26 protein-coding genes are annotated in these 21867 nt (G+C 60.4%); 8 read left to right on the top strand and 18 right to left on the bottom strand.

The genetic code is table 11. From position 1 onward, the window contains the following. Positions 1-50: 50 nt before the first annotated feature. From L2I41_RS05000 to L2I41_RS04985, 4 genes are all read right to left on the bottom strand, one after another. Positions 51-695: a hypothetical protein gene (locus L2I41_RS05000; RefSeq protein ID WP_237152412.1), complete on the bottom strand. Its 645-nt coding sequence runs from the start codon at positions 693-695 to the stop codon at positions 51-53. Positions 696-837: 142 nt separating this feature from the next. Continuing rightward, a complete protein-coding gene (locus L2I41_RS04995; protein ID WP_237152585.1) occupies positions 838-1458 on the bottom strand; it encodes a spermidine synthase in 621 nt (206 codons plus the stop codon). Between the two features lie 80 nt (positions 1459-1538). Then, entirely contained in the window at positions 1539-3530 is a 1992-nt protein-coding gene (locus L2I41_RS04990; protein WP_237152411.1) for an amidase, read from the bottom strand. After that, a complete protein-coding gene (locus tag L2I41_RS04985) occupies positions 3530-4561 on the bottom strand; it encodes an agmatine deiminase family protein (protein ID WP_237152410.1) in 1032 nt (343 codons plus the stop codon). The genes L2I41_RS04990 and L2I41_RS04985 overlap by 1 nt, the downstream gene beginning before the upstream one ends. Positions 4562-4805: 244 nt before the next feature. Between L2I41_RS04985 and L2I41_RS04980 the strand changes: the two genes are divergently transcribed. Continuing rightward, a complete protein-coding gene (locus tag L2I41_RS04980) occupies positions 4806-5564 on the top strand; it encodes a pentapeptide repeat-containing protein (protein ID WP_237152409.1) in 759 nt (252 codons plus the stop codon). 27 nt (positions 5565-5591) lie between these two features. Here the strand turns inward: L2I41_RS04980 and L2I41_RS04975 are convergent, their stop codons facing one another. From L2I41_RS04975 to miaA, 5 genes are all read right to left on the bottom strand, one after another. Further along, the gene (locus tag L2I41_RS04975; protein ID WP_237152408.1) at positions 5592-5984 is read right to left on the bottom strand and encodes a type II toxin-antitoxin system VapC family toxin; all 393 of its coding nucleotides are present in this window, start codon (positions 5982-5984) and stop codon (positions 5592-5594) included. After that, positions 5981-6250, bottom strand: coding sequence for a transcription factor (locus tag L2I41_RS04970; protein WP_237152407.1), 270 nt, complete (start codon positions 6248-6250; stop codon positions 5981-5983). Before L2I41_RS04970 ends, L2I41_RS04975 begins: the two co-directional genes overlap by 4 nt. 130 nt (positions 6251-6380) lie before the next feature. Continuing rightward, positions 6381-6935 carry an acetolactate synthase small subunit gene (gene ilvN / locus L2I41_RS04965; protein ID WP_237152584.1) on the bottom strand — a complete coding sequence of 185 codons (555 nt, stop codon included), beginning with the start codon at positions 6933-6935 and terminating at the stop codon, positions 6381-6383. A gap of 51 nt (positions 6936-6986) precedes the next feature. Continuing rightward, positions 6987-8744, bottom strand: coding sequence for an acetolactate synthase 3 large subunit (locus tag L2I41_RS04960; protein WP_237152583.1), 1758 nt, complete (start codon positions 8742-8744; stop codon positions 6987-6989). A gap of 282 nt (positions 8745-9026) precedes the next feature. After that, positions 9027-9953: a tRNA (adenosine(37)-N6)-dimethylallyltransferase MiaA gene (gene miaA / locus L2I41_RS04955; protein ID WP_237152406.1), complete on the bottom strand. Its 927-nt coding sequence runs from the start codon at positions 9951-9953 to the stop codon at positions 9027-9029. Positions 9954-9983: 30 nt separating this feature from the next. Here miaA and serB point away from each other — a divergent pair, with 30 nt between their 5' ends. Continuing rightward, positions 9984-10874, top strand: coding sequence for a phosphoserine phosphatase SerB (gene serB / locus L2I41_RS04950; protein ID WP_237152405.1), 891 nt, complete (start codon positions 9984-9986; stop codon positions 10872-10874). A 349-nt stretch (positions 10875-11223) separates the two neighbouring features. On the opposite strand, the gene L2I41_RS04945 is transcribed toward serB, so the two are convergent. From L2I41_RS04945 to L2I41_RS04915, 7 genes are all read right to left on the bottom strand, one after another. Continuing rightward, positions 11224-12504 carry a murein L,D-transpeptidase catalytic domain-containing protein gene (locus L2I41_RS04945; RefSeq protein ID WP_237152404.1) on the bottom strand — a complete coding sequence of 427 codons (1281 nt, stop codon included), beginning with the start codon at positions 12502-12504 and terminating at the stop codon, positions 11224-11226. 330 nt (positions 12505-12834) lie between these two features. Then, a complete protein-coding gene (locus L2I41_RS04940) occupies positions 12835-13083 on the bottom strand; it encodes a hypothetical protein (RefSeq protein ID WP_237152403.1) in 249 nt (82 codons plus the stop codon). A gap of 216 nt (positions 13084-13299) precedes the next feature. Then, entirely contained in the window at positions 13300-14085 is a 786-nt protein-coding gene (locus L2I41_RS04935) for a TSUP family transporter (RefSeq protein WP_237152402.1), read from the bottom strand. A 316-nt stretch (positions 14086-14401) separates the two neighbouring features. Next, positions 14402-14620 carry a ribbon-helix-helix domain-containing protein gene (locus L2I41_RS04930; protein WP_237152401.1) on the bottom strand — a complete coding sequence of 73 codons (219 nt, stop codon included), beginning with the start codon at positions 14618-14620 and terminating at the stop codon, positions 14402-14404. Continuing rightward, positions 14617-14802 (bottom strand): DUF4169 family protein, encoded by a 186-nt coding sequence (locus L2I41_RS04925; protein WP_237152400.1) that lies wholly within the window; start codon positions 14800-14802, stop codon positions 14617-14619. The genes L2I41_RS04930 and L2I41_RS04925 overlap by 4 nt, the downstream gene beginning before the upstream one ends. 91 nt (positions 14803-14893) lie before the next feature. Further along, positions 14894-15463, bottom strand: a complete 570-nt coding sequence (locus L2I41_RS04920) for an SspB family protein (protein WP_237152399.1) — start codon at positions 15461-15463, stop codon at positions 14894-14896. A gap of 129 nt (positions 15464-15592) precedes the next feature. Continuing rightward, positions 15593-15811 carry a type II toxin-antitoxin system HicB family antitoxin gene (locus L2I41_RS04915; RefSeq protein WP_237152398.1) on the bottom strand — a complete coding sequence of 73 codons (219 nt, stop codon included), beginning with the start codon at positions 15809-15811 and terminating at the stop codon, positions 15593-15595. 501 nt (positions 15812-16312) lie between these two features. Here L2I41_RS04915 and L2I41_RS04910 point away from each other — a divergent pair. The 4 genes from L2I41_RS04910 (at position 16313) to L2I41_RS04895 (ending at position 19508) form a co-directional block, all read left to right on the top strand. Next, positions 16313-16459 carry a hypothetical protein gene (locus tag L2I41_RS04910; protein WP_237152397.1) on the top strand — a complete coding sequence of 49 codons (147 nt, stop codon included), beginning with the start codon at positions 16313-16315 and terminating at the stop codon, positions 16457-16459. Next, the gene (locus L2I41_RS04905) at positions 16456-17442 is read left to right on the top strand and encodes a helix-turn-helix domain-containing protein (RefSeq protein ID WP_237152396.1); all 987 of its coding nucleotides are present in this window, start codon (positions 16456-16458) and stop codon (positions 17440-17442) included. Before L2I41_RS04910 ends, L2I41_RS04905 begins: the two co-directional genes overlap by 4 nt. Next, positions 17442-17774, top strand: a complete 333-nt coding sequence (locus L2I41_RS04900; RefSeq protein ID WP_237152395.1) for an HNH endonuclease — start codon at positions 17442-17444, stop codon at positions 17772-17774. The genes L2I41_RS04905 and L2I41_RS04900 overlap by 1 nt, the downstream gene beginning before the upstream one ends. Positions 17775-17855: 81 nt before the next feature. Next, a complete protein-coding gene (locus tag L2I41_RS04895) occupies positions 17856-19508 on the top strand; it encodes a terminase large subunit (RefSeq protein ID WP_237152394.1) in 1653 nt (550 codons plus the stop codon). A gap of 297 nt (positions 19509-19805) precedes the next feature. On the opposite strand, the gene L2I41_RS04890 is transcribed toward L2I41_RS04895, so the two are convergent. Both L2I41_RS04890 and L2I41_RS04885 read right to left on the bottom strand, forming a co-directional pair. Then, positions 19806-20522 (bottom strand): hypothetical protein, encoded by a 717-nt coding sequence (locus L2I41_RS04890; protein ID WP_237152393.1) that lies wholly within the window; start codon positions 20520-20522, stop codon positions 19806-19808. Between the two features lie 9 nt (positions 20523-20531). Then, positions 20532-20720: a helix-turn-helix domain-containing protein gene (locus tag L2I41_RS04885; protein WP_313791130.1), complete on the bottom strand. Its 189-nt coding sequence runs from the start codon at positions 20718-20720 to the stop codon at positions 20532-20534. Between the two features lie 115 nt (positions 20721-20835). Here L2I41_RS04885 and L2I41_RS04880 point away from each other — a divergent pair, with 115 nt between their 5' ends. Together L2I41_RS04880 and L2I41_RS04875 are read left to right on the top strand one after the other, a co-directional pair. After that, positions 20836-21261 carry a hypothetical protein gene (locus L2I41_RS04880; RefSeq protein ID WP_237152392.1) on the top strand — a complete coding sequence of 142 codons (426 nt, stop codon included), beginning with the start codon at positions 20836-20838 and terminating at the stop codon, positions 21259-21261. 84 nt (positions 21262-21345) lie between these two features. Further along, entirely contained in the window at positions 21346-21843 is a 498-nt protein-coding gene (locus L2I41_RS04875) for a hypothetical protein (RefSeq protein WP_237152391.1), read from the top strand. The last annotated feature ends 24 nt before the right edge of the window (positions 21844-21867 follow it).

The following is a 21867-nucleotide window of genomic DNA, read 5'->3' as shown; positions in this document are numbered from 1 at the left end:
AAATACGCTTAAAAATCTTAAAAGCGAGCTTTTTTTCCGAAATACTACTTTCATTGGCGCTTTTTTATAGATGGCTTTATGCCTGCAGCACCGACACTGACAGACCCGCTGATCTTCTTATCAATTTTCACATCAGCAAACACAACCGAAACAAGCTGAAATACAGACGACCTAGAAGTCGAAGGCAAAGCACTCAGGATATTCTTGCAGCTTTTGCTGCGTTTAAATATATTCTGAAGCACAACCTGGCCGTCAATATTCAATTTTATTTCTGCTACATTTGATATGTCAACCTTCACCGCCCGATTGAAATTTCCTTCGGCTGATACTCCACCAAAAAAACTTTTGAATATTGAAGGGATAGCCGCACCTGGCTCAAATGTTTGGGAATACTTTAAACTTGGGTACTTTGCTGTCTGCGGTGTAAAACTACCATAGCCATCCACTACAGCACAGGCCAAGTCAATAGATTCCGGATTTGCTTTGGTTTTCTCTGAGAAATTCCGTACGTAATATAAAGCTCCAACCTGACTCTTGCCATCAAGAACAAAATTGTCGGCAGACTGTGCCTCAACAAAAACACCACCACTAGGACCGACTCCCGCAACAAATTTTTCAATTTGAATGTTCGATTGATTGCACCCAACTAGTGGAACGGACGTAGATAGAGCGAGCAATAGACGCAAAAGTTTCATTTTTGTCCCCCTATGAGAACTGCTCAAATGCAGCCCTCAAAAGTGGACATACAATTTCAGTATTTTCAATCAAAAAGAGCAATTTTGAAAACATCAATGCATCAGCGGCATTAGGCCGGCATCGAAAGCAAGCGCACGCGAACTAGACCTTCTGTGCCTTGCTCGCCACCCAGATCATGTGGCGAGCGCCGCCGCGTTTGCCGTTGGCGCGGGTAGGCACTTCGGTGACGGCGAAGCCGACCTGTTTCAGCCGCCGCGTGAAGGCGGGATCGGGACCGGAGGACCAGACGGAGAAGATGCCGCCCGGCGTCAGAGCACGCGATGCGGCGGCGAGGCCTTCGGCGGAATAGAGCGCGTCATTGCCCTTGCGCGTCAGGCCGTCGGGGCCATTGTCGACGTCGAGCAGGATGGCGTCCCAGGTGGACGGCGCGGCGCGGATCACCGCCCCGACGTCTCCCTGGTGCAGGCGCACGCGCGGATCGTCGAGACAGCCGTTGAACACCGGAGCCATCTGGTCGCGCGCCCAAGCGATCACCGAGGGCACCAGCTCGGCGACGGTGACCTCGGCGCGCGCATCGAGCTGGCCGAGCGCGGCGCGCAAGGTGAAGCCCATGCCGAGACCGCCGATCAACATGCGGAGCGGCCGTCGCCCGGCAAGCCGGCTGCAGGCGAGCGAGGCCAGCGCCTCCTCCGAACCGCTGAGGCGGCTGTTCATCAGCTCGTTCGAACCGAGCATGATGGAGAACTCTGTACCGCGCTGCATGAGACGCAGCTCCGGCCCATCCTCAAGCTGCACGGAATCGAGCTTCACCTAGGGGATCATGGACGTGTTCCTTGGGCTATTCAGCCGAGCGGCATCAGCTCGCGATAGGCCGCCGTGCCGTTGACGAAGGTGACAACGACGAGGTGGCCGTAAGGCGCGGACCATTCGCTGTGGACCTGCCGGTTGCGCGGGGCCTCGTGGTCGACATGGAAGCCGTATTCGGTGGCCGTCCAGGCGACGGGGATGCCGTCGAGCGTGACGGCTTCCGGCGGCACGTCGGCGCCGAAGTCGGCGGTGATGCGCACCCTCTCGGCGTCGATCGCCGTGGCGATGGCGGTGAAATCCGGTGCAGGCGACAGAGGCGGGGCCGCCGGCGGAGCGGCAAAGAGATCGTCGAGCTCCGGCGTGCGCGGCGGCGCCTTGCGATAGCGGCCGGTCGCCTCGAAGGCGGCGGCGAGCGAGAGCAGGCGGTTGTCGTCCCAAGCGCGGCCCGCAAAGGTAAGGCCGACGGGCATGCCAATGTCGTCCATCACGCCCATGGGCACGGTGACGGTGGGAATGCCGAGGTGGCGGATGACGAGATTGCCATTGGCGACCCAGACGCCATTGCGCCAGCCCGCATCGGCGGAGACGGGATTGACGTCCATATCGGCAGGGCCGACGTCGGCGACGGCGGGGAACACCACCGCATCGAGGCCCAGGCCATCCATCCAGGCTTCGAGATCGAGCCGGCGCGTTTCCTCAAGCCCCTTCACGCCCTCGGCGATATGCGGGATGGCGCGAAAATCGCTCAGATCGAGCTCGCGGGCATAATCGGGATAGAGGCCGATGACGTCGTCAAAGCCGGTATAGCGATCGGGCAGACTGCCCTTGGGCGCCGGGAAGATCAGCTTGCCGTCCACATCGACAAGGCGGCGGTCGTTCATCTCAAGGAACGCGTTCCAGGACCAGGCCGAGAGATCGATGATCTCGCGCTTGAGGAAGTCAGCGCCGACAAGACCACGCGTAGCGACGGTGGGACAGCCGGGACGGTCGCCCTCATAATTGGAGACCACCGGGAAATCAACGACGACCACCTCGGCACCAGCCGCCTCCAGCGCAGCCCGCGCCGCTTGCCAGAGGGCGATGACCGACGCGCGCGTCTCGATGCGCTGGCCGGTGGGGCCGCCGATGCCGGGATGTGTCCCCGTGCCGGCGGCAGCGTCGGCATTGATATACATGGCGGGCACGCCGATGCGCTTGCCCTTGAGCGAAGCGCCCTCTGCCAGCGCCGCATAGGAGGCAGGCCGGACGGAGGATGCGGCGGGAATGGTCACCCAGGGCTGCAGGCGCCAGAAGTCGCCGCGCGTATCGGGATCGTCGGCGACGATGACATCGAGGAGATCAAGCAGATCGGCCATGCAGCGCGCATGCGGCACCACCACGTCCATGGTGGGCACCAGCGGCCAGTTGCCGCGCACCGAGATGACGCCGCGGCTCGGCGTATAGGCGCAGAGCCCGTTGTTTGACGCCGGCGCGCGGCCCGACGACCAGGTTTCCTCGCCGAGACCGAAGGCGGCGAAGCTCGCCGCCGTGGCCGTGCCGGAACCGTTGGACGAGCCGGAGCCGAAGGCGGCCGTGAGCCAGGTGGCGTTATAGGGCGATTCCGCGCGGCCATAGAGCCCACGCTGCATGCCGCCATTGGCCATGGGCGGCATGTTGGTACGGCCGATGAACACGGCACCGGCCGCCCGCAGGCGAGCGATGGTGAAGGCATCTTCGGACGCGACGAGATCGGCGAAGGCCGGCGATCCCGAGGCGACCGTGAGGCCTTGCACCATGTAGCTGTCCTTGGCGGTATAGGGGATACCGTCGAGCGGGCCGAGGGTTTCGCCGCGCGCGCGCCGGAGATCGGCGGCGCGCGCCTCCTCGAACATGGCCGGATTCAGCACCGGGACGGCGTTGAGCGCCGGACCGTGCCGATCATAGCGCGCGATTCGCGTGAGGTAGCCGGCGACCAGCGCCACGGACGTGGTGCGTCCGGCATCAAGCGCAGCGCGCAGATCGGCGATCGAGGCCTCGACCAGCTTCATCATAGGACCCGCGGCTTGGGTTGCTGCTGGGTGATGCAATGGACGCCACCGCCGCGCGCAAAGAGTTCGCGCGCATCGACCGACACCACGCGGCGGCCGGGATAGGCAGCGGCGAGAATGTCGCGTGCCCGCGCGTCCGCCACCTCTTCGCCGAAACCGCAGGCGATGACGCCGTCGTTGACGGTGAGGTGGTTGATATAGCTCCAGTCGACCGGGCCATGCGCATCGGTGAGCGTGTCGGGCGCCGGAACGTCGATGATCTCGAGGCGCCGGCCACGGGCGTCGGTCGCCTCAGACAGCTGGGCACGGATCGCCGCCATCACGGCATGATCGGGATGCGCGGGGTTGCGCTGATCATGCAGCAGCACCTTGCCCGGCGAGGGGAAGGTGGCGACGATGTCCACATGGCCGCGCGTGCCGAAGCGTTCATAATCGCGCGTGAGGCCCTGCGGCAGCCAGATCGCCTTGGTGGTGCCGAGCGTGCGGGCCATCTCTGCTTCCACGCGCTGCTTGTCGGCATGCGGGTTGCGGTCGGGATCGAGCTGCACGGTGTCGGTCAGGAAGATGGTGCCCTCCCCGTCCACGTGGATGCCGCCGCCCTCGTTGACCAGCAGCGAGGACACCACGGGCACGCCGACCAGATCGGCGATGAAGCGGGCGACGCCCCGGTCATTCTGCGCCGAGGTCCAGTCGCCACCGCCCCAGCCGTTGAAGATCCAGTCGACCGCGGCCAGCGAACCATCGGCGGCGTGCACAAAGGTGGGGCCGGGATCGCGCATCCAGAAATCGTCGATGGCGCGCTCGACGATCTCGATGTCGCCCGAAAGCATGCGCCGCGCCCGCTGGATCTCGCTGGGATCGACGATCATCGTCACCGGTTCGAAGGCGGCAATGGCGTGAGCGACGGCCGACCAGGCGGCATAGCCGGCCTCCCGCGCCGAGGCGCTATCGCCCAGGGTCGCGCCTTCACGTGGAAAGGCCATCCAGATCCTGTCCTGCGGGGCGGTTTCCGGCGGCATGGTCCACGTCATCTTGTGCTCCTGGCAAGTGGCGGGGCAGATCGCCCCATTTTGTTCGGCCCGTAGAATGCATGTTTTCGGAGGAAGGCCAAGCCGGCATCGACAGATCTGAGCCCCACCGCGGCGATATCACTGTGTTTTTTGGACGCGGTCGGGAGGCTTCCGTCTCCGCCCCTAGCCCGAATTGCGCTATGACCTTGCGCCGGCCGCGAGTCATCCCTGATGGCGGCCCTGCTGCAATATGGCTGGGGAATCCATGACTGAAGACGAGATCGCCTCTCTCATCGCAAGGCGTCAGCCGATCGTGGCGCAACAACTTGCCGGCGCCACCTGGCCCGACGTCGAGGCCGCAGAGACCGAGTTTCGCGACTGCCGCTTTGAGGACATGCTGTTTTCCAACGCGGATTTCCGCGAAGCGCGCTTCGTCGACTGCGCCTTCATCCGCTGCCGCTTCTCGCGGGTGGACCTGACCGAAGCACGCTTCGACAATTGCAGTTTCGTCGACCCCGACGACAAATCCAGAGGCGCGGCCTTTGCCTTCTGCCCGATGCAGCAGGCCAGTTTCAACAACTGCAATCTTGCCTTTGCCCGGTTTGACCGCTGCGAGCTCTATGCCTCGGAATGGAGCAACTGCAATCTCCTCGGCGCCAAGTTCCCCGGCGCGGACTTCAGCCACGCGCTGAGCCGCAAGCAGGTGATCGTGCGCGTCCTGTTCGACGACTGCAATCTGGAACTCGCCGAACTGTCCAGCGCCAGACTCTCCACCTCGCGCCTGACCAACTGCCGCATGCGCGAAGCCGATCTCAGCGACTGCGATTTTCGCGAGACCGACTTCACCGGCTCCGACCTGTTCCAGGCTGTGATCGACAGCGCCAGGTTCGACGACGCCGACTTGCGCGATTGCGAGCTGAGCGGCTTCAACTTGTCGGCTCTCGCGAGCTTCAAGGGGCTGAAGATCAACGCAGATCAGCAGTTCCAGCTGCTGGAGGCGATGGGAGTGGATGTGCAGGCGTGAGTGGGAGGAGGCACATTCGGCCCGGTGTCAAAGCCCCAGCGCAGCAAAATCGTTGCCTTTGTAAATCAGCCGCAAGCCGCGCCGCTGAGCCATGGCGAGAGAAAAGCAGTCGCCCATGTTGAGTTGAGCCGGATGGCCGCGTCCCTTGCCGTAGGTTTCAAAGGCGGCAAGAGCAGCGTTGGAGTCTTCAACGGTGACGGGGAGGACATCGATTTCCATTGTCGTCAGGAAGGCGTCAACTTCACGCTGAACGGCAGCTGCATTTGCCTTGCGCAGACGCATCAAGGCGGCCATGACCTCATACTTGCACAAGACCGATGTCTTGCGAACATCGACCTCAAGCAAACGTCTCAACAAACCATCGGCGTCTGGCTCCTGCACCAGCATCGACACCAAGGCTGACGAGTCGACGAAGCTCATTCGTCGTTCAAACTGTCATAAAAGGCCTTGTCGGCCACAAGCCCTGTGCGCGGCCAGCTGTCGATCCGCTCCAGGATGGGCTTGATTCGATCATACTTGGCCTGCTGTTCCGGGGTCAGATTGGCCAAAGGCCTGCGCGCCCGCGCTTCCGCCAGTTCGCTCTCCAACGAGGCGATGATGGCGAGGCGAACGGCGTCCTGCCCCTTGAGGGCGGTCAACTCATCGATCAGCTGGTCGATCTTCGGATCGGAAAGAGCGATACCCATGGCCTTTGCCTCTGACAGTCGAACACCCTCTAAAATAGGCCGAAATCCGCGCTTGGCAATGTGTGAGTGAATGCAGGGACGATAGGTGGCGACTGGTCGACAAGTCCAAGCCGCCACCCGAAGCCTCTCATCACATCCCGATCTTGCCGCGCCCGACAGCCGCCAGACCCGTGCGTGCCACTTCGACGAGGCCGCAATTGGTCATCAGGCTGACGAAGCGGTCGATGTCCGAGGGAGTGCCGGTGATCTCGAAGACGTAGGACTCCAGCGTGGCATCGACGATGCGGGCGTTGAAGGCCTGGGCGAGGCGCAGCGCGTCGTCGCGGATCTCGCCCTTGCCGGCCACCTTCACCAGCGCCAGCTCGCGCTCGATGGTCTCGCCCAGCCAGGTGAGATTGGTGACGCGGTGCACCGGGATCAGGCGACCGATCTGGTGCATGATCTGGGTGACCACCGGCGGCTTGCCGGTGGTGACAATGGTGATGCGCGAGAGATGCTTCTCGTGCTCGACTTCCGAAACCGTAAGGCTTTCAATGTTGTAGCCGCGCCCGGAGAAGAGGCCGACGATGCGGGCGAGCACGCCCGGCTCGTTGTCGACCAGCACGGAGAGCGTGTGGCTGCGCTCGGTGTTGGGGATGTCCTCTTCCAGGAAATAGGCGGACTGGGACTGGCCTGCGACGATCATCATGGTGATATTTCCAATTCAATGCAGTGACGGATCAGGACGGACAGACCGTCACACCAGAACCTTGCCAGCGGCGCCGATGGCGTTGCCGATTTCCTCGTCGCTGACGTCCTCGCCGAGCAGCATCTCGTTATGCGCCTTGCCCGAGGGGATCATCGGGAAGCAGTTGGCGAGATTGGCGACGCGGCAGTCGAAGATCACCGGCTTCTTCACCGAGATCATCTCCGTGATGGCATCGTCCAGCTCGTCCGGCTTTTCGCAACGGATGCCGACGCCGCCATAGGCTTCCGCCAGCTTGACGAAATCAGGCATCGCCTCGACATAGGAATGACTGAGACGGTTGCCGTGCAACAGCTGCTGCCACTGGCGCACCATGCCCATGTACTGGTTGTTCAGGATGAAGATCTTGATCGGCGCGTCGTACTGCACCGCCGTCGACAGTTCCTGAATGCACATCTGCGCCGAGGCGTCACCAGCGATGTCGATGACCAGCGAGTTGGGATGGGCAATCTGCGCACCCAGCGCCGCCGGCAGACCATAACCCATGGTGCCGAGGCCGCCGGAGGTCATCAGGCGGTTGGGTTCATCGAAGCCGAAGAACTGCGCCGCCCACATCTGGTGCTGGCCCACTTCCGTGGTGATGTAAGTATCGTGACCGCGCGTCATGGCATAAAGCCGCTCGATCGCATATTGCGGCATGATCACATCATGCGACTTCTTGTAGCGCAGGCACTTCTTGGCACGCCAGGAAGCGATCTGGTTCCACCAGTTCTTGTGGGCCGCGGCATCGGTCTGCGGGCTCAACTCCTTCCACAGGCGGATCATCTCGGCGAGCACGCTGCCGACATCGCCGACGATGGGAATGTCCACGCGCACATTCTTGTTGATCGACGACGGGTCGATGTCGATGTGGATCTTCTTGGAATTGGGCGAGAAGGCGTCGATGCGGCCGGTGATGCGGTCGTCGAAGCGCGCACCGACGCAGACCATGACGTCGCAATCGTGCATGGCGAGATTGGCTTCGTAGGTGCCGTGCATGCCGAGCATGCCGAGCCAGTTCGGCCCGGATGCCGGATAGGCGCCGAGGCCCATCAGCGTCGAGGTGATCGGGAAGCCGGTGAGCTTGACCAGGTCGCGCAACAGTTCCGTGGCATGACGGCCCGAGTTGATGACGCCACCGCCGGTGTAGAGCACCGGCTTCTTGGCGGCGATCATCAGGTTGACGGCCGCGCGAATAGCATCGGCATCGCCCTCGCGACGCGGATTATACTGGGTGAGCGGCGCCTTGTCCTTGCAGTTTTCGTAGGTGCCGGTCTGGAACTGGATGTTCTTCGGGATGTCGATCAGCACCGGGCCGGGGCGGCCGGTCGTGGCGATGCGGAAGGCCTCGTGCAGGATCCTCGGCAGCGATTCAATGGTACGGACCAAGAAGTTATGCTTGGTGCAGGGCCGCGTGATGCCCACCGTGTCGGCTTCCTGGAAGGCGTCTGTGCCGATCAGATGCGTCGGCACCTGGCCTGTGATGCAGACCATGGGGATGCTGTCGAGCAAGGCGTCGGCCAGCGGCGTCACCATGTTGGTGGCGCCCGGACCCGAGGTCACCAGGGCAACGCCGACCTTGCCGGTGGAGCGGGCATAGCCTTCGGCCGCGTGGCCAGCGCCCTGCTCGTGACGGACGAGGATGTGGTTGATCTTGTCCTGCTGGAAGATCTCGTCGTAGATCGGCAGCACAGAGCCACCCGGATAGCCGAAAATCGTGTCGACGCCCTGATCGATCAGCGCCTGGATCACCATTTCAGCGCCTGTCATCTGCCGTGTCATCTTGGCTTTTCCTCAGCTTTCGTCCCATTGTGCTTGGCGTGCCAGGGACCAGTCATTCCGATGTGTTGAGGTAATAAAAAAGGCCCCGAAAGGGACCTGACATTTTCCGCGCACCATGTCGTTTGGAGTGGCTATCGAGCCTCCATCACGGTGCGCGGACTAAGTACTACGATCGACGAGCGGATCATGGTTTCCTCACGGGCGGCGCAGGTGATGCGTCGTTGAAATCTGGCCGGAACCTACAGGAGCAATCAACAGGAGGTCAAGCCCCTATTTCATTTGTTGCGCGATTTCCTCGACAGCCGCAAGGATATTTCCCGCCACCGAGCTGTCGATCCGCCGCCAATCCGGCATCTGATTGCGGAACCAGGTCTCCTGCCGCTTGGCATATTGTCGTGTTGCAACAACGGCTTGGTCGACAGCGTCGTCGACGGAAAGCTGCCCTCGGGCCGCCGCCAGCAGCTCGGGGACCCCGATCGCCTTCATGGCCGGCAAGGCCGGATCGAGGCCGAGCGCGCCGAAGGCCTGCGCCTCGTCAAGACCGCCATCCGATATCATCGCGCGGAATCGCCGCTCGATCCGCTCGTGCAGCCAGGTCCGGTCGGGGGAGATGACGATGCGGACGGCATGCGCGAGGTCGACCAGCGGCGCCGAGCGGGATTCCTGCCATTCCGACAAGGACTTGCCCGTGCTGTCATAGACCTCGAGCGCGCGGATGATGCGCTGCAGATCGTGCGGATCGAGCCGGTGAAAGGCGGCCGGATCGATGGCCTTCAGCTCGCGGTGCAGCTCGCCCGGCCGGCAGTCCGCGGCCCGCTCGCGCCAGAAGGCCCGCACCTTGTCATTGACCGGCGGGATGTCGGAGAGGCCCTGGGTCAGGGCGTTGAAGTACAATCCGGTGCCGCCCACAATGACAGGGATATGTCGCCCAAGCTCCCGTTGGGCCTCTCTGAAATGTCGCAGATATGTCGCGACGGTATAGCCGTCGGCGCAGGGCACGTGGCCATAGAGCCGATGCGGCACCGCGGCCTCGTCCTCGACCGTCGGGCGGGCGGTGAGAACGCGCAGCTCGGCATAGACCTGCATCGAGTCGGCGTTGAGGATCACGCCGTCGAGCCGGCGGGCCAGCTCGAGCGCAAGAGCCGACTTGCCGCTGGCCGTCGGGCCGGCTATCAGGACCGCGCGCGGGTACTTCATGATCGTGCCTGCCCTCCCGGAGCCCACAGCATGACGTTGATCGCTACGCTTGTCTCATCTCCCGCCAATCCGCAAGTGAGTGTTGCGCGGGTGGCGCAGGCGACCGCCCTGCTCGGCAGCAACGGCCACCGGATTCTGAACCCCGGCGTCGCCGTGGAAATGGACGTCGGGCACGATATCGACCCCGCCGAGGCCGAGCGCCGGCTGCGTGAAACCTTTGCCGACGTGGCCCTCGACCTCGCCGTGCTGCCCGCCGACGACCGCGCCAAGCGCTTGCTGGTCGCCGACATGGACTCGACCATGATCGGCCAGGAATGCATCGATGAACTGGCCGCCTATGCCGGCCTCAAGGAGCATGTGGCCGCCATCACCGAACGCGCCATGCGCGGCGAGATCGCCTTCGAGCCGGCTTTGCGCGAGCGCGTCGCCCTGCTCAAGGGCCTGCCGATCTCCATCGTCGACGAAGTGCTGGCCGAGCGCATCACGCTGACGCCCGGCGGCATCGAGCTGATCCGCACCATGCGGGCGAACGGCGCCTATTGCGCCCTGGTCTCCGGCGGCTTCACCGTGTTCACGAGCCGCATCCGTGCGATGATCGGCTTCAACGAGGACCGCTCCAACACGCTGCTGACCGAGGCCGGACATCTGATCGGCGAAGTGGCCGACCCCATCCTCGGCAAGGAGGCCAAGCTCGCCAGCCTGATCGAGCTGCGCGACCGCCTCGCCCTGCCCCACTCCGCCACCATCGCCATCGGCGACGGCGCCAACGACCTCGCCATGATCGAGGAAAGCGGCCTCGGCATCGCCTACCACGCCAAGCCCAAGGTCGCCGCCGAAGCCCGCGTGCGGATCGACCACAGCGACCTGACGGCTGTGCTGTACTTCCAGGGCTTTGCGGTGGGGGAGTTCGTGAGGGGTTGAGGCGGGAACCAAGTGCAGACAGCCCAGGCAAACGGCTGAGTGCATTTTCGGGCCAGGTGTTAGCGCCACAGCTTGGCAGGCGGGTCGGCTATTTCGTCCCCGACACGGCGCGCGGTGCTACCGCGCCAGTCGGTTGCCAAATGATTGCGACAAGTTGGCCAACCAGCTTTTGTACCAGCTGGATAAATCCAACATGACCCTTGAATATCAATCGCCTGGCCTGAACCCTCGGGGCAATTCGACCTGAGTTACTTGTCAGGTCGATCGGGATTAGCTCAAGGATCAATAGCGTGAGCAGCCGCAACTCGATGATGACATTTCAATATGATTGGTCGATGCTCACGGCCCTTCAAAAATAAGCTGCGAGGAGCGAACCACCTTCCAGCTGTTGAATGACATTTGTCGCATCACTCTCTGAAAAGGCGAAACAGCCGTTGCTGCAGCCAACACGCTTGTATTTGAGAGCCAGCTCTTCAGAGACATAGCCAGCGCTATGGATAACAACTGAACGTTCTCGCGCATTCGAATTCGATGGCTCAAGTCCATCAATTCTAAGGCTCAAACCATGTTTACCCATATAAGTCTCGGAACACCTGAATATCCCCAAAGACGATTGGTTTGAATTGGGGATATTGGAAAAGATCTTCGCAAGGCCATCGTGATCAGGTTCCGATCCCTGACCATGTGCACATAACATGGAGACGACGGTTTTTGCGATTCTGTCAAAGACATGAAACCGCTTTTGGTCCGAACGCTCCTTGAAGTTGCACGCCGCCCAAAAGCGGGGGAACTTACCCGGATGCACAACCTGCTGAAGACTATACATGTCTTCGATTACACTACGCGGTACGCCGACACTATCCGCAAGGGATGACAGCGTAGACGCGATATCCTCCTCTGGAGCCCCAATGAACTCAACCACATCACCCGTAGCGGCCTGGAAAAAACTTTCGCCTGCAACGCCCTCCAAAACCTTGAGAAACAACATAACGCCTACGTTGTCATCGATGGCGTCCGGGTAAAATGAATGGTCTTCAATTGATATTCCTTTTCTATAAAATGGCGTTCCATTGTATATGTAAGGGCTTGCATTTCTCGGTGTAGTATCTTGCATTGAGCCCTTGTAGATACCATCAAATGTTCCTATGCGATTTCCTTGTTTTCGGCAAACAAAATTCTTGACACCACCAACACGATAACCCTTTCCATTATAAAACTCTAGACGACGAAACAGAGCTCCGCAACTCCAGTCCAAAAGGTTTGCATATCCTTCTCTCTGAATGGCGTCTATCGCCGCATCCTCCCAAGACTGCCAGGGCCCTAGGCCGGAAGGTACGTGAACCGTCACCATATCCCAGCGGTCACCATTGTGCAGGCAACCTTTCCATGACTGCGATGCCTCACGATAATGAATTGCTGCAATAAAGTACCATGGAGCGCCGGTAGCAGATGACACGGTTTGATATCGCGCTTTGTTCGCAACAGCCACTGTTGCCGCCCGAGACGCCTCAGTACCTTTGCTTGTCGGCACCGACAGCTGGGACCAAAGCCAAGTATATTCGCGAGATAAAATATTCGGATCAACAGTGGCATAATGGTTGGATTCGGGAAGATCTTCCGGGCGCGGCATGAAATTCTCCTCACAGATTCGGGTAAGAGATGTTCAGAAGCTCTATAGTACAAATATCTGATATTTTCGAGCAATATTCGAAAAGCGAAGATATTGATCACAAAAAGATCTATTTCAGCATGATCCATTCAATTGACCGACGGCGAATAACAGGCCCCTATGGCAATAGTCCCTGATCGTCTTGCGCCTAGTGACACCACCGGATCTATTGTATTTCGTGCCAGTGTCAAAAGCCGGCCAATAGGCATTCACTTGGAAGTACGAGCAGGATCAACGGATGCGCGTGATCTTGCGGTTCACGTTCGGCTTCTTGGCGCTTCAAGCGCATGTTCAATGGGGCGCCGGAGGCTGAGGCACATCTCCGACAGGAAGCTTTGTCTCACCAAATTTCTGAACAACCTTTCCGGTTGTCAACATACCGATGATCGTCATCACATTCTGTGGAATATCGCAGAGGACCTTGCTCTGAATACTCATGTAGATCCAAGCCAACAGCACTCCGGCCACCCAAAGAAGCAGCGCAAGCCGCATGGCGGAGTATGTGCCGTCATTATCTTTGAAAAACTCCAAAAATCGCATGATCAGCTCCTACAAAATTAAAGAATGATACACCCAGAAGTTATACATGAATTTAAATATACAGATTTTTAAAAAAAGAAAGCGTTTTTTTGGGGGGCATAGATGGGACTGCAGCCAAAAAATCATATAGTTGACCGATTCCGCTGGAAGTCGTGGATAACCCTTTGATCTTACTGACAACACAAACTCTTCGGTGAATCCAGGCGCCCATCCCCCTCACCACCCGAGCCACAGCCGCACCGGATTGCCCGGATCCGCCAGCAGCTTCACGGCCAGGCCCAGGCAGGTCACCACCAGGAGCGGGCGGATGATCTTGGCACCATTGCGCATGGCGAGGCGTGAGCCGGTCTGGGCGCCGAGGAACTGGCCGGCGCCCATGATCAGGCCGACTTTCCAGATCACCGCGCCGGTGACGACGAACACCAGGAAGGCGCCGATGTTGGAGGCGAAGTTGAGGAGCTTGGTGTGGGCCGTCGCCGAGATCAGCGTGAAGCCTGCCAGCGTCACGAAGCCCAGCATGAAGAACGAACCGGTGCCCGGCCCGAACACGCCGTCGTAGAAGCCGATCACCGGCACGAACATGAGGCCGAACAGGAAGGGTTTGAGGCGGGCGCGCCGACTCTCTTCGCCGAGGCCTCGCTTGAAGCCGAAATAGAGCGCGATGGCGATCAGCAGCACCGGCATCACCGCGCGCAGCACGTCGGCTGGAATCCAGGTGGTGACGGCGGCGCCAACGGCCGAGCCGAGCCCCGACATCAGCGCCATCGGCAACTGCTTGCGCACATCGACAAAGCCACGCCGGGCATAGGCCAGCGTCGCCGATCCCGAACCGAACAGCGAGCCGAGCTTATTGGTGCCGAGCGTGGCCAGCGGAGGAATGCCGGCGATCAGCATGGCCGGCACGGTGATGAGGCCGCCACCGCCAGCAATGGAATCGATGAAGCCGGCCACGAAGGCGGCGAGGAACAGCAGGCCGAGGAGATAGAGGGGAAGTTCGCTCAAGAGGCACCGGAGAGGGACAAGGGGGCGGTGCAGAACGCGGCCGCTCGGAAGGAGCCCCCTTCTCCCACAGGGAGAGAACGGGCGCAACGGCTGCTCCCGGGCGCCATGGTCCGCGGAGGCAGACCCTCCATGCAGTCACAGGCAAGAAAGCCCGGAAGACCGCTTAAAATATTGATATGATTGACGGATCAACGGCACAGACAGGGCAGCCCCGATTTGCCGCAGGCGCTTTCTTCAGCGACTGTGTGGAGGCCCCGCCTTCGCGGACCATGATGAGCGGCGGCAGGCGGAGAGGACAACAGGTCCAGTCCGCCCCTCAGGCGCCCCCCTCGCCCGAGGTGATAGCCTTCAGCACGGCGACACGGACGGAGCTGGCAAGATTGCGGGCGCCGCGCGACTGGTCGATCTCGGTGATGAAGCCGGCCAGCGACTTGCCGCGCACGGAGGCCAGCCGCTCGACGGCATCCCAGAACTCCGGCTCCAGTGCGATGCTTGTTCGATGCCCCGCCAGCGAAATCGACCGTTTGACGCTCACTCCTGGGTGTCCTCGCGCTTGTGCCCGTCGAGCCGCCGGGTCTCGAGCTTTTCGACCGCAGCCGTCTGCTCCTTCTCCGCCTTCGTGCGCCCGAACTTGGCACGATTCGCGTCCGCCTGTGCTTCGCGCTTCTTGCGGTCCGCCGCTTTCCTGTGGAGTCTCAGATTGACAACGTCGCCCATGGCCGTCCTCCGTCGTCTGACCGCCAAACAATAGCGACATCAACGCGGATAGTTAATAGGGTCCTCATAAACTTAGCGCGAGCGCCCGCCGTCAGGTCTTCTTGCGGAAGGCGTCGAGCGAGACGACGGCGGCGGGAGCCTTGTCCTCGGCGGCCGCGGCCGGCTTGTCGGCGGCAGGCGCGGCTTCCGCCTGCGGCTTGGTCTCGACGGCGCGCGGACCGGGCTGCGGCCGGCTGACGGGCGCCGATCCGATCGCCTTGGCGGGCGAGCCGTCCTCGGCCACGTCGGCGCCGAGGCCGCTCTCGTCGACCAGCGGGAACTGCACGGCGAACTCGACGGACGGATCGAAGAACCCGCGAATGGCGGCAAAGGGCACCACCAGCTTCTCCGGAATGCCCTTGAAGGACAGGCCGATCTCGAAGGACGTCTCGGTGACCAGCAAGTCGCGATACTGGTGCTGGATGACAATGGTCATCTCTTCGGGGTAATCGGCCTTCAGCCGGCTGGACAGCCGGACGCCGGGCGTGCGCGTATCGAAGGCGACGAAGAAGTGGTGATCCCCCGGCAGGCCGGCATGCGATACCTCCGTCAGCACCTTCTTGACGAGGCCGCGAAAGGCCTCCTGCGCAAGTACGTCGTAACGGATCATATCCTTAGCCATGGAAGCCTGCCTGAAATCCCTGAAATGAAAGGGAAGGACGGCCCGCGCCGATTCCTTCCGGTTTTCGTCAATTTAGACCGGCAGGCGACGGGATGCCATAGGCGATGTGTGGCGACGGCGTGGACGCCCTCAACCGGCAAGCGCCAGATGCCGAGACGGTGCAGGGACGGCATGGCCGAGATCGCGCGCCACTTCGATCCATTGCGCGATAGCGTCCTGCACGTTGACGACCGCTTCCTCAGGGGTCTCCCCATCGGACATGCAACCGGGCAGATCGGGAACCAGCGCGACAAAGCCGCCGCCATCTTCCGGCGCCAAAGGCTCGATCACGATTGGATAGGAAATCATCCCAAGGCCCTCACGGTGTCAACAAAGGCGACCAACTTGCGAATATATACCACTTTGATGGGCCGCTTGAAAGGAACAGTCAGCTTTTCCGCAATGCGTGGATGGCCGATCCTGTAGTGCGATCCACCACCGCGTGGCGGTTCGCACAAAATGCCGAACTCCCGACAAAGCGCCTCCACATCTTCGATGCGCCAATCGGCAGCAGGACCACGGCGCATTGCCTCCAGGCGGCGGTTCGTCTTGCCAGCTTACTTCGACAGGGGGATATCAAGTTGTGCCAAATTACACATCAACCAACCTGAAGACGCAAGCCCGACGCTGCCCCGTGCAGAAGGCAACAGGCTCAATAAGCTTCAAAACACTGCATGGAGATAAAAATGAAGTGGAGGCAACCATACACCCGGGAAATTTGGCAACGCTGCCATCGGCATGCGTTTTACACAATATGCAGCAACATATAGTGAACATAAAAAGAACATTCAGGGATTTTGTAAAGCGGACTTGAAGGCTGAATTGCTGTCGATCGCCAAGGCCATCGAGCAGCTCGGCTGTCGCATGGGCGAAGATCCCGAACGTGCAATCCTGCGCAAGGAAGCCGTTGCCGACCGCCTGCGGACCGTTGCGGCCCAGATCGGCGGTGCGGCATGATCGATTTCAGAGCCCGCCAAGCTTGGTTCAATGCCGTTCTCGCCTGCCCCGATCTCCCGCCGACGGTTCGACTGGTAGCCACCGCTCTCGGCTTCGCTATGCACGTCGGCAATGGCCAGTGCTTTCCCAGCTATGAGACGCTCGGTGCCAAGTGCGCGATGAGTGCCCGAACCGCCATGCGTGCCGTCCAGGCCTTGGAGGCTAGTGGCTGGCTTGGCGTTGCCAGAACCAAGGGCCGCCGGTCCAACACATTCACACTCCTCATGCCGAGCGATCAGCAGATCGAGCCGGACCAATCCGGGCAGCTCACGGACCTGCTCGCCCTTGGTAGCACCGCTATAGAGGACTATGCGGCTAAGCCAGCGCCCCCGAACAGTGACAAGGCTATGTCACTGTTGCCCCCCGGTGAACCCTGCCAGAGCTTTGTCACTGTTGTGGATGGGCAACAGTGTCAAACGGCGCATCCAACCGTGACAGAGCTTTGTCACCCTAAAATTATAGAAAATATACCCCCCTATAATCCCCCCATTGCCCAGCCATCGAAGGTCAACGACGCATTCGAACTGCTTTGCGAAATCTGGTCCGATGACATCGGCGATCGGGGACGGGCTCGCACCGCCTTCCATCGTGCCGTGACAGCACTCACCGTCGATCCGGACAAGATCATCGAAGCAGCGAGAGAACGTCGCCTAATGCGCTTCACCGGACGCGCCTTGCCGCCGGAAGCGCTGGCGCAATGGCTTCGAAGAGAAGGCTGGTCCGCCTTGCCCTCCCTGGGCAGCCGGAAGCACGAGCGGCCAAGTGCGGCGCTGTCTCGTGTCTTCGTCGAAGAAGGCAGCGAGGCTTGGCGGGCTTGGGTTCGGTATCGGCAGGCGAACGGGCAGAGCAAACCACCGGCGACAACCTTCGCCGGGGAACGAGGTCGCCGCGGCTGGCACTTCCCAAGCGAGATGCCGCCGACCGCAAAGCTGGGAGTGAACTGATGGCTGATTGGCCCTACTCCACCGCCGCATGGCAGCGGCTTCGTCAAGCCAAGCTGGCAGCGGTGCCGTTGTGCGAACCGTGCGAACGCCTTGGCCGGGTGACGCCTGCCCAGCACGTCGACCACGTGAAGGCGATCAATGCTGGGGGCGACCCGTTCCCGCCGCTCGAAGGCCTGATGTCCATGTGCCCGGGTTGTCACTCGGTCAAGACCAACGCCGTCGATCGCAAGGGCGGCAGCGGTATTCGGTTCAAGGGCGTCGGCCTCGATGGTCTGCCGATCGATCCGGACCACCCGTTCGTCGCCGAGGGGTATACCCCCTCAAATCCCTAGAACGGAGGGGATCGGGACCGCTGGGGTACCAACGGATATAGTTAGTTGAAACAGTGATTTAGGCGAAAGGCGAGGTGGATTATGGGACTGCGAGGACCAGGAGCGAAGGCGATCAGGCGTCAGGTTGGCGTCATCGGTGAGGAACGGCGCGACCTGTTCGGGCCTGTCGTCGTCAAGCCGGCTGCACCGGCGTGGGAAGCTCCAGGCCTCTCCCGTGCCGAACGCGTCGTCGCCTTCCTCGAAAGCCTCGAAATCACCGCTGGCAAGCTCGCAGGGCAGCCGTTCCGCGTCCGCAACTGGCAACGCGACATCCTCGAGGCGATCTACCGCGAGGATGACGAAGGCAAGCGCCCTGTCAGAACCGCCGTGCTGACCTTCGGTCGCAAGAACGGCAAGACTGGCCTCGCTGCAGGCCTCGCCCTCTGCCACCTCGCCGGCCCGGAAGCCGAGCGGCGCGGCGAAGTGTACTCGGCCGCAAACGATAAGGAACAGGCCGGCAAGACCTTCTCGGAAATGGTCGCCATGATCGAAGTTCATCCGATCCTTGCCCAACGCATCAACGTCAAGCGCTTCGGCAAGGAACTGGAGGACATGACCACCGGTTCCGTCTTCCGGGCGCTGTCGGCGGACGTGGCGGGCAAGCACGGCCTTTCGCCCTCCTGCGTCATCTATGACGAACTCGGACAGGCGGCGAACCGAGAGCTTTACGACACTCTCGACACCGCCATGGGTGCCCGCGATAATCCGCTCCTGATGGTGATCAGCACCCAGGCGGCAACGGATATCGCGCCCATGTCCCTCCTGGTCGACTATGGCCGGCGCGTCAACGAAGGTGTCATCGACGATCCGACGTTCTTCCTTGCGGAATATTCCGCCCCGCTCGACGCCGACCCTTGGGCCGAGGAGACGTGGGCGCTTGCCAATCCGGCCCTCGGCGACTTCCTCAGCCTCGCCGAGGTCAAGCGCCAGGCGGATCAGGCGCGGCGTATGCCGGCCAAGGAATCGTCCTTCCGGAACCTGATCCTCAATCAGCGCGTGGCGTCGGTGCGGTCCTTCCTCGGCGTCGGCGAATGGATGGCCTGCAACACGCCCGTCGACCTTGACCGCCTCAAGGGCCGCAAGTGCTTCGCCGGTCTCGACCTGTCAGCCGTGCGCGATCTGACCGCCCTTGTGCTGGTGTTCCCTGACGACGACGGCGCTTTCGATGTGGTGCCGTTCTTCTGGCTTCCCAGCGACGGCCTGCGCGACCGCGAGGAGGAGGACCGGGTGCCCTATACCGCGTGGGTGGCCGGCGGGCACATGCTGACCACGCCCGGCGGCGTGATTAACCCGGCCTTCGTCGCGGCCCACGTGGCACGCATGGGCGAAATCTTTGATTTGCGCATGGTGGGCTTTGACCGCTGGCGTATCGACGAATTTCAGCGGGCACTTGCCGAGACCGGGGCGGACATCCCCATGCATCCGGTCGGGCAAGGCTTCAAGGACATGGCCCCCGCCGTCGACCTCATGGAACGCCTCGTTGCCGAACGGCGCTTGCGCCATGGCGGGCACCCCGTGCTGACGTGGAACTGCTCAAACGCCGTCGCCACGCCCGACCCGGCCGGCAATCGCAAGCTCGACAAGATGCGCAGCCGAGGGCGCATTGACGGCATGGTGGCGCTCGCCATGGCGCTGATCACGGCGGCGAAGTTTGGAGGTGAGGAGGAGTGGGTGCCGATGATGGAAGTGGTATAAGATTTACTAGCCACTCAGGAGAGCGATGATGCAAGCGCGTATTCTCGACCCAACTTTGCAATATAGAAAGCAAATTGAAGCAAAAGCAAGATCATTAAGTCACGACTTAAATCGATGGCGCGGAACAATTGGAGATAGAAATGTTTACTGCAAACACTGCCGCCTAAATGCATTCGTGTATATCACCGGAAGTGGCATTCAGTTCGAAGGAAGTCTAATAAGCTCCTTAAGATCCGAGATAAAATGCACCGGATTTCAATTCAGATTCTAGACAAAGAATTTTACAAAAACTATCGATCACGCCTGCGGATGAGAGGATGCTGAAGTTGGACGCGCCGATGACGTCGTTGTTTTGGTGTCATTTACAAAAGCCCTTATGAACGGTTCCATGTCGACGGAGATAGCGTTTACCTCAAGAAGTTCCTTGTATCTTATAGCCAGAGTCAGCACATTATCAAGCTCATCGCAAATAATTCTATCAATACTTTGAGTATCATTCCAAAGTATATCCCTCGGCATGGCCTGCCTTCGCGCTATGTGATAGTTTATTCTTTTAATTTTAACGATAATATCTATTCTGTTTCTTAACATTTTACTATCATTATTCCATATTTCAAGCTTATCAAACCTATCGATTACATCATTAGCCCGAGAAGCCATCATGCCATCAATTTCGGCCCGCAGATTTCCGCGATTTTTGCTATAGATATCCTTCAGCTCCACTAAATAATGGCCAATATCATATAATGCCTTTGCCTCTTCGTGAACTGATTTTCGTATATATTCATCGCTTATGCTCTTCTCCCTTTTCTTTTGATCATAAAATACATAAACCGAAACAAATATAGCTGAAATTGGACCAATGAGTCCGCCTATAGCTGCAATCCATTGAAGAGAGTCGGCGCGATGTGAAGCGTTGGAATCCACTATTACCGGATAAAAAAAGAGGAGAATAATCAACGCAAGCAAAAGTATAAAGCCCCATGAACCATCAGACTTCAGATTCTCTTTCATGACAAATCTCTATTTCTTTATTCTTACGCCGCCATCAGCAAAAAATTCTACGCCAGATGCTTCAAGGGCGTCTTTTAGCGCCTTTATGGTACGCGGCTTAAGCTCTTCACCAGCTTCGAAACGCGAAACGGTGTTGGTTGAGACTTTCGCGAGCTCCGCGAGTTCTCGCACACTCATTCCAAGACCAGCGCGCGCCATTTTACATTGCTCGGATATCAACGCATTCTCCATGCGAATTCGCATTGACGTTGCGATTTTGTTGCCCTAAGAATCGCAACACTGTTTCGAATTCACATATCACATGGAGTGCGCCATGAACATGCATTTGCGTGAACGGCGGAGCTATGCCCGCGAGTTTGTCGAGGTTTCCGGAGACTTCCGCAGCATGCTCGCCGATGCCATCGAGGCGCTGATTGCCGTTCTCGACCAACTCGACGCCGATCCGGACCTTGAACTTGAATGCGAGGACGAAGGCGCTCAGTGCGAGGACGAAGGCGCTCAGTGCGACGACGAGGGCGACACGGAGACCGACGCCGACCTCGGATGGCCGGAAGCCGGTGGAGGCGTCATCCCGCTCGCTGGCTTCTTCGGCAGCAACGAGGAAGACCTTGCCGCTCCGGAAACCTCTTGCGGTCTCGTCAGCATGGGCAGCGGCCCGGAAGCCCTTGCCTTGCGGCGACTATTCGACCCGCGCCTTGCCCGCCGCTCGGTCAATCGCCGCGCTCGCACGACATGGTGACCACGCTCGCCTTCACCCTTTCAGTTGACGTGTTTCAACGAGACATCTATGATGCTTCGTTGAAACACCATGAAGGAGGGCAACATGCCTGTCACCGCACCTGAGATTTTTGAGCTTTGCGGCATCAAGAGGAACGACTTCAACAACTGGGTCGCTCGCGGCCTGCTGGCAGATGAGCAGATCCCGGAAGCCAAGATCGGCGTTCCGCGCGAGATGACGCTGAAGCTGTCCAAACGACTGGCGCTGATGGGCCTGCTGACCGGTGCCGGCTTCTCGGCAACCGACGCATCCGATTATTCGGCCAAGCTGCTGCAGCACTACGAGACCACCGGCCACCTGCACATGGTCGGCTTTGTCGTGACCGGTCTGGGCCAGGAACTCGCCCCGATCATCGTCGACGCGGGCATCTCGGCGGCGAAGTTCGCTGCGGCTTTGGCAGTGAGCGGCGAGGACGCCGAGGGCGACGACGAGTGGACCGATACCCCCGACATCCACGCCAAGACCATCCCGCATCGGATCATCCGCATCATCGCCCCCGGCCCCGTGCTGGCCGCCATCAAGGAGCGCTTTTCGGCCACCTGAGGCCTTCGCCTCCCACTGAACCGA

The organism is Oryzibacter oryziterrae (genome assembly GCF_021864535.1).
Classification (GTDB): Bacteria; Pseudomonadota; Alphaproteobacteria; order Rhizobiales; family Pleomorphomonadaceae; genus Pleomorphomonas; species Pleomorphomonas oryziterrae.
Note: the sequence above shows the minus strand (reverse complement) of the source record. Positions and strands in the feature narration are given on the sequence as shown.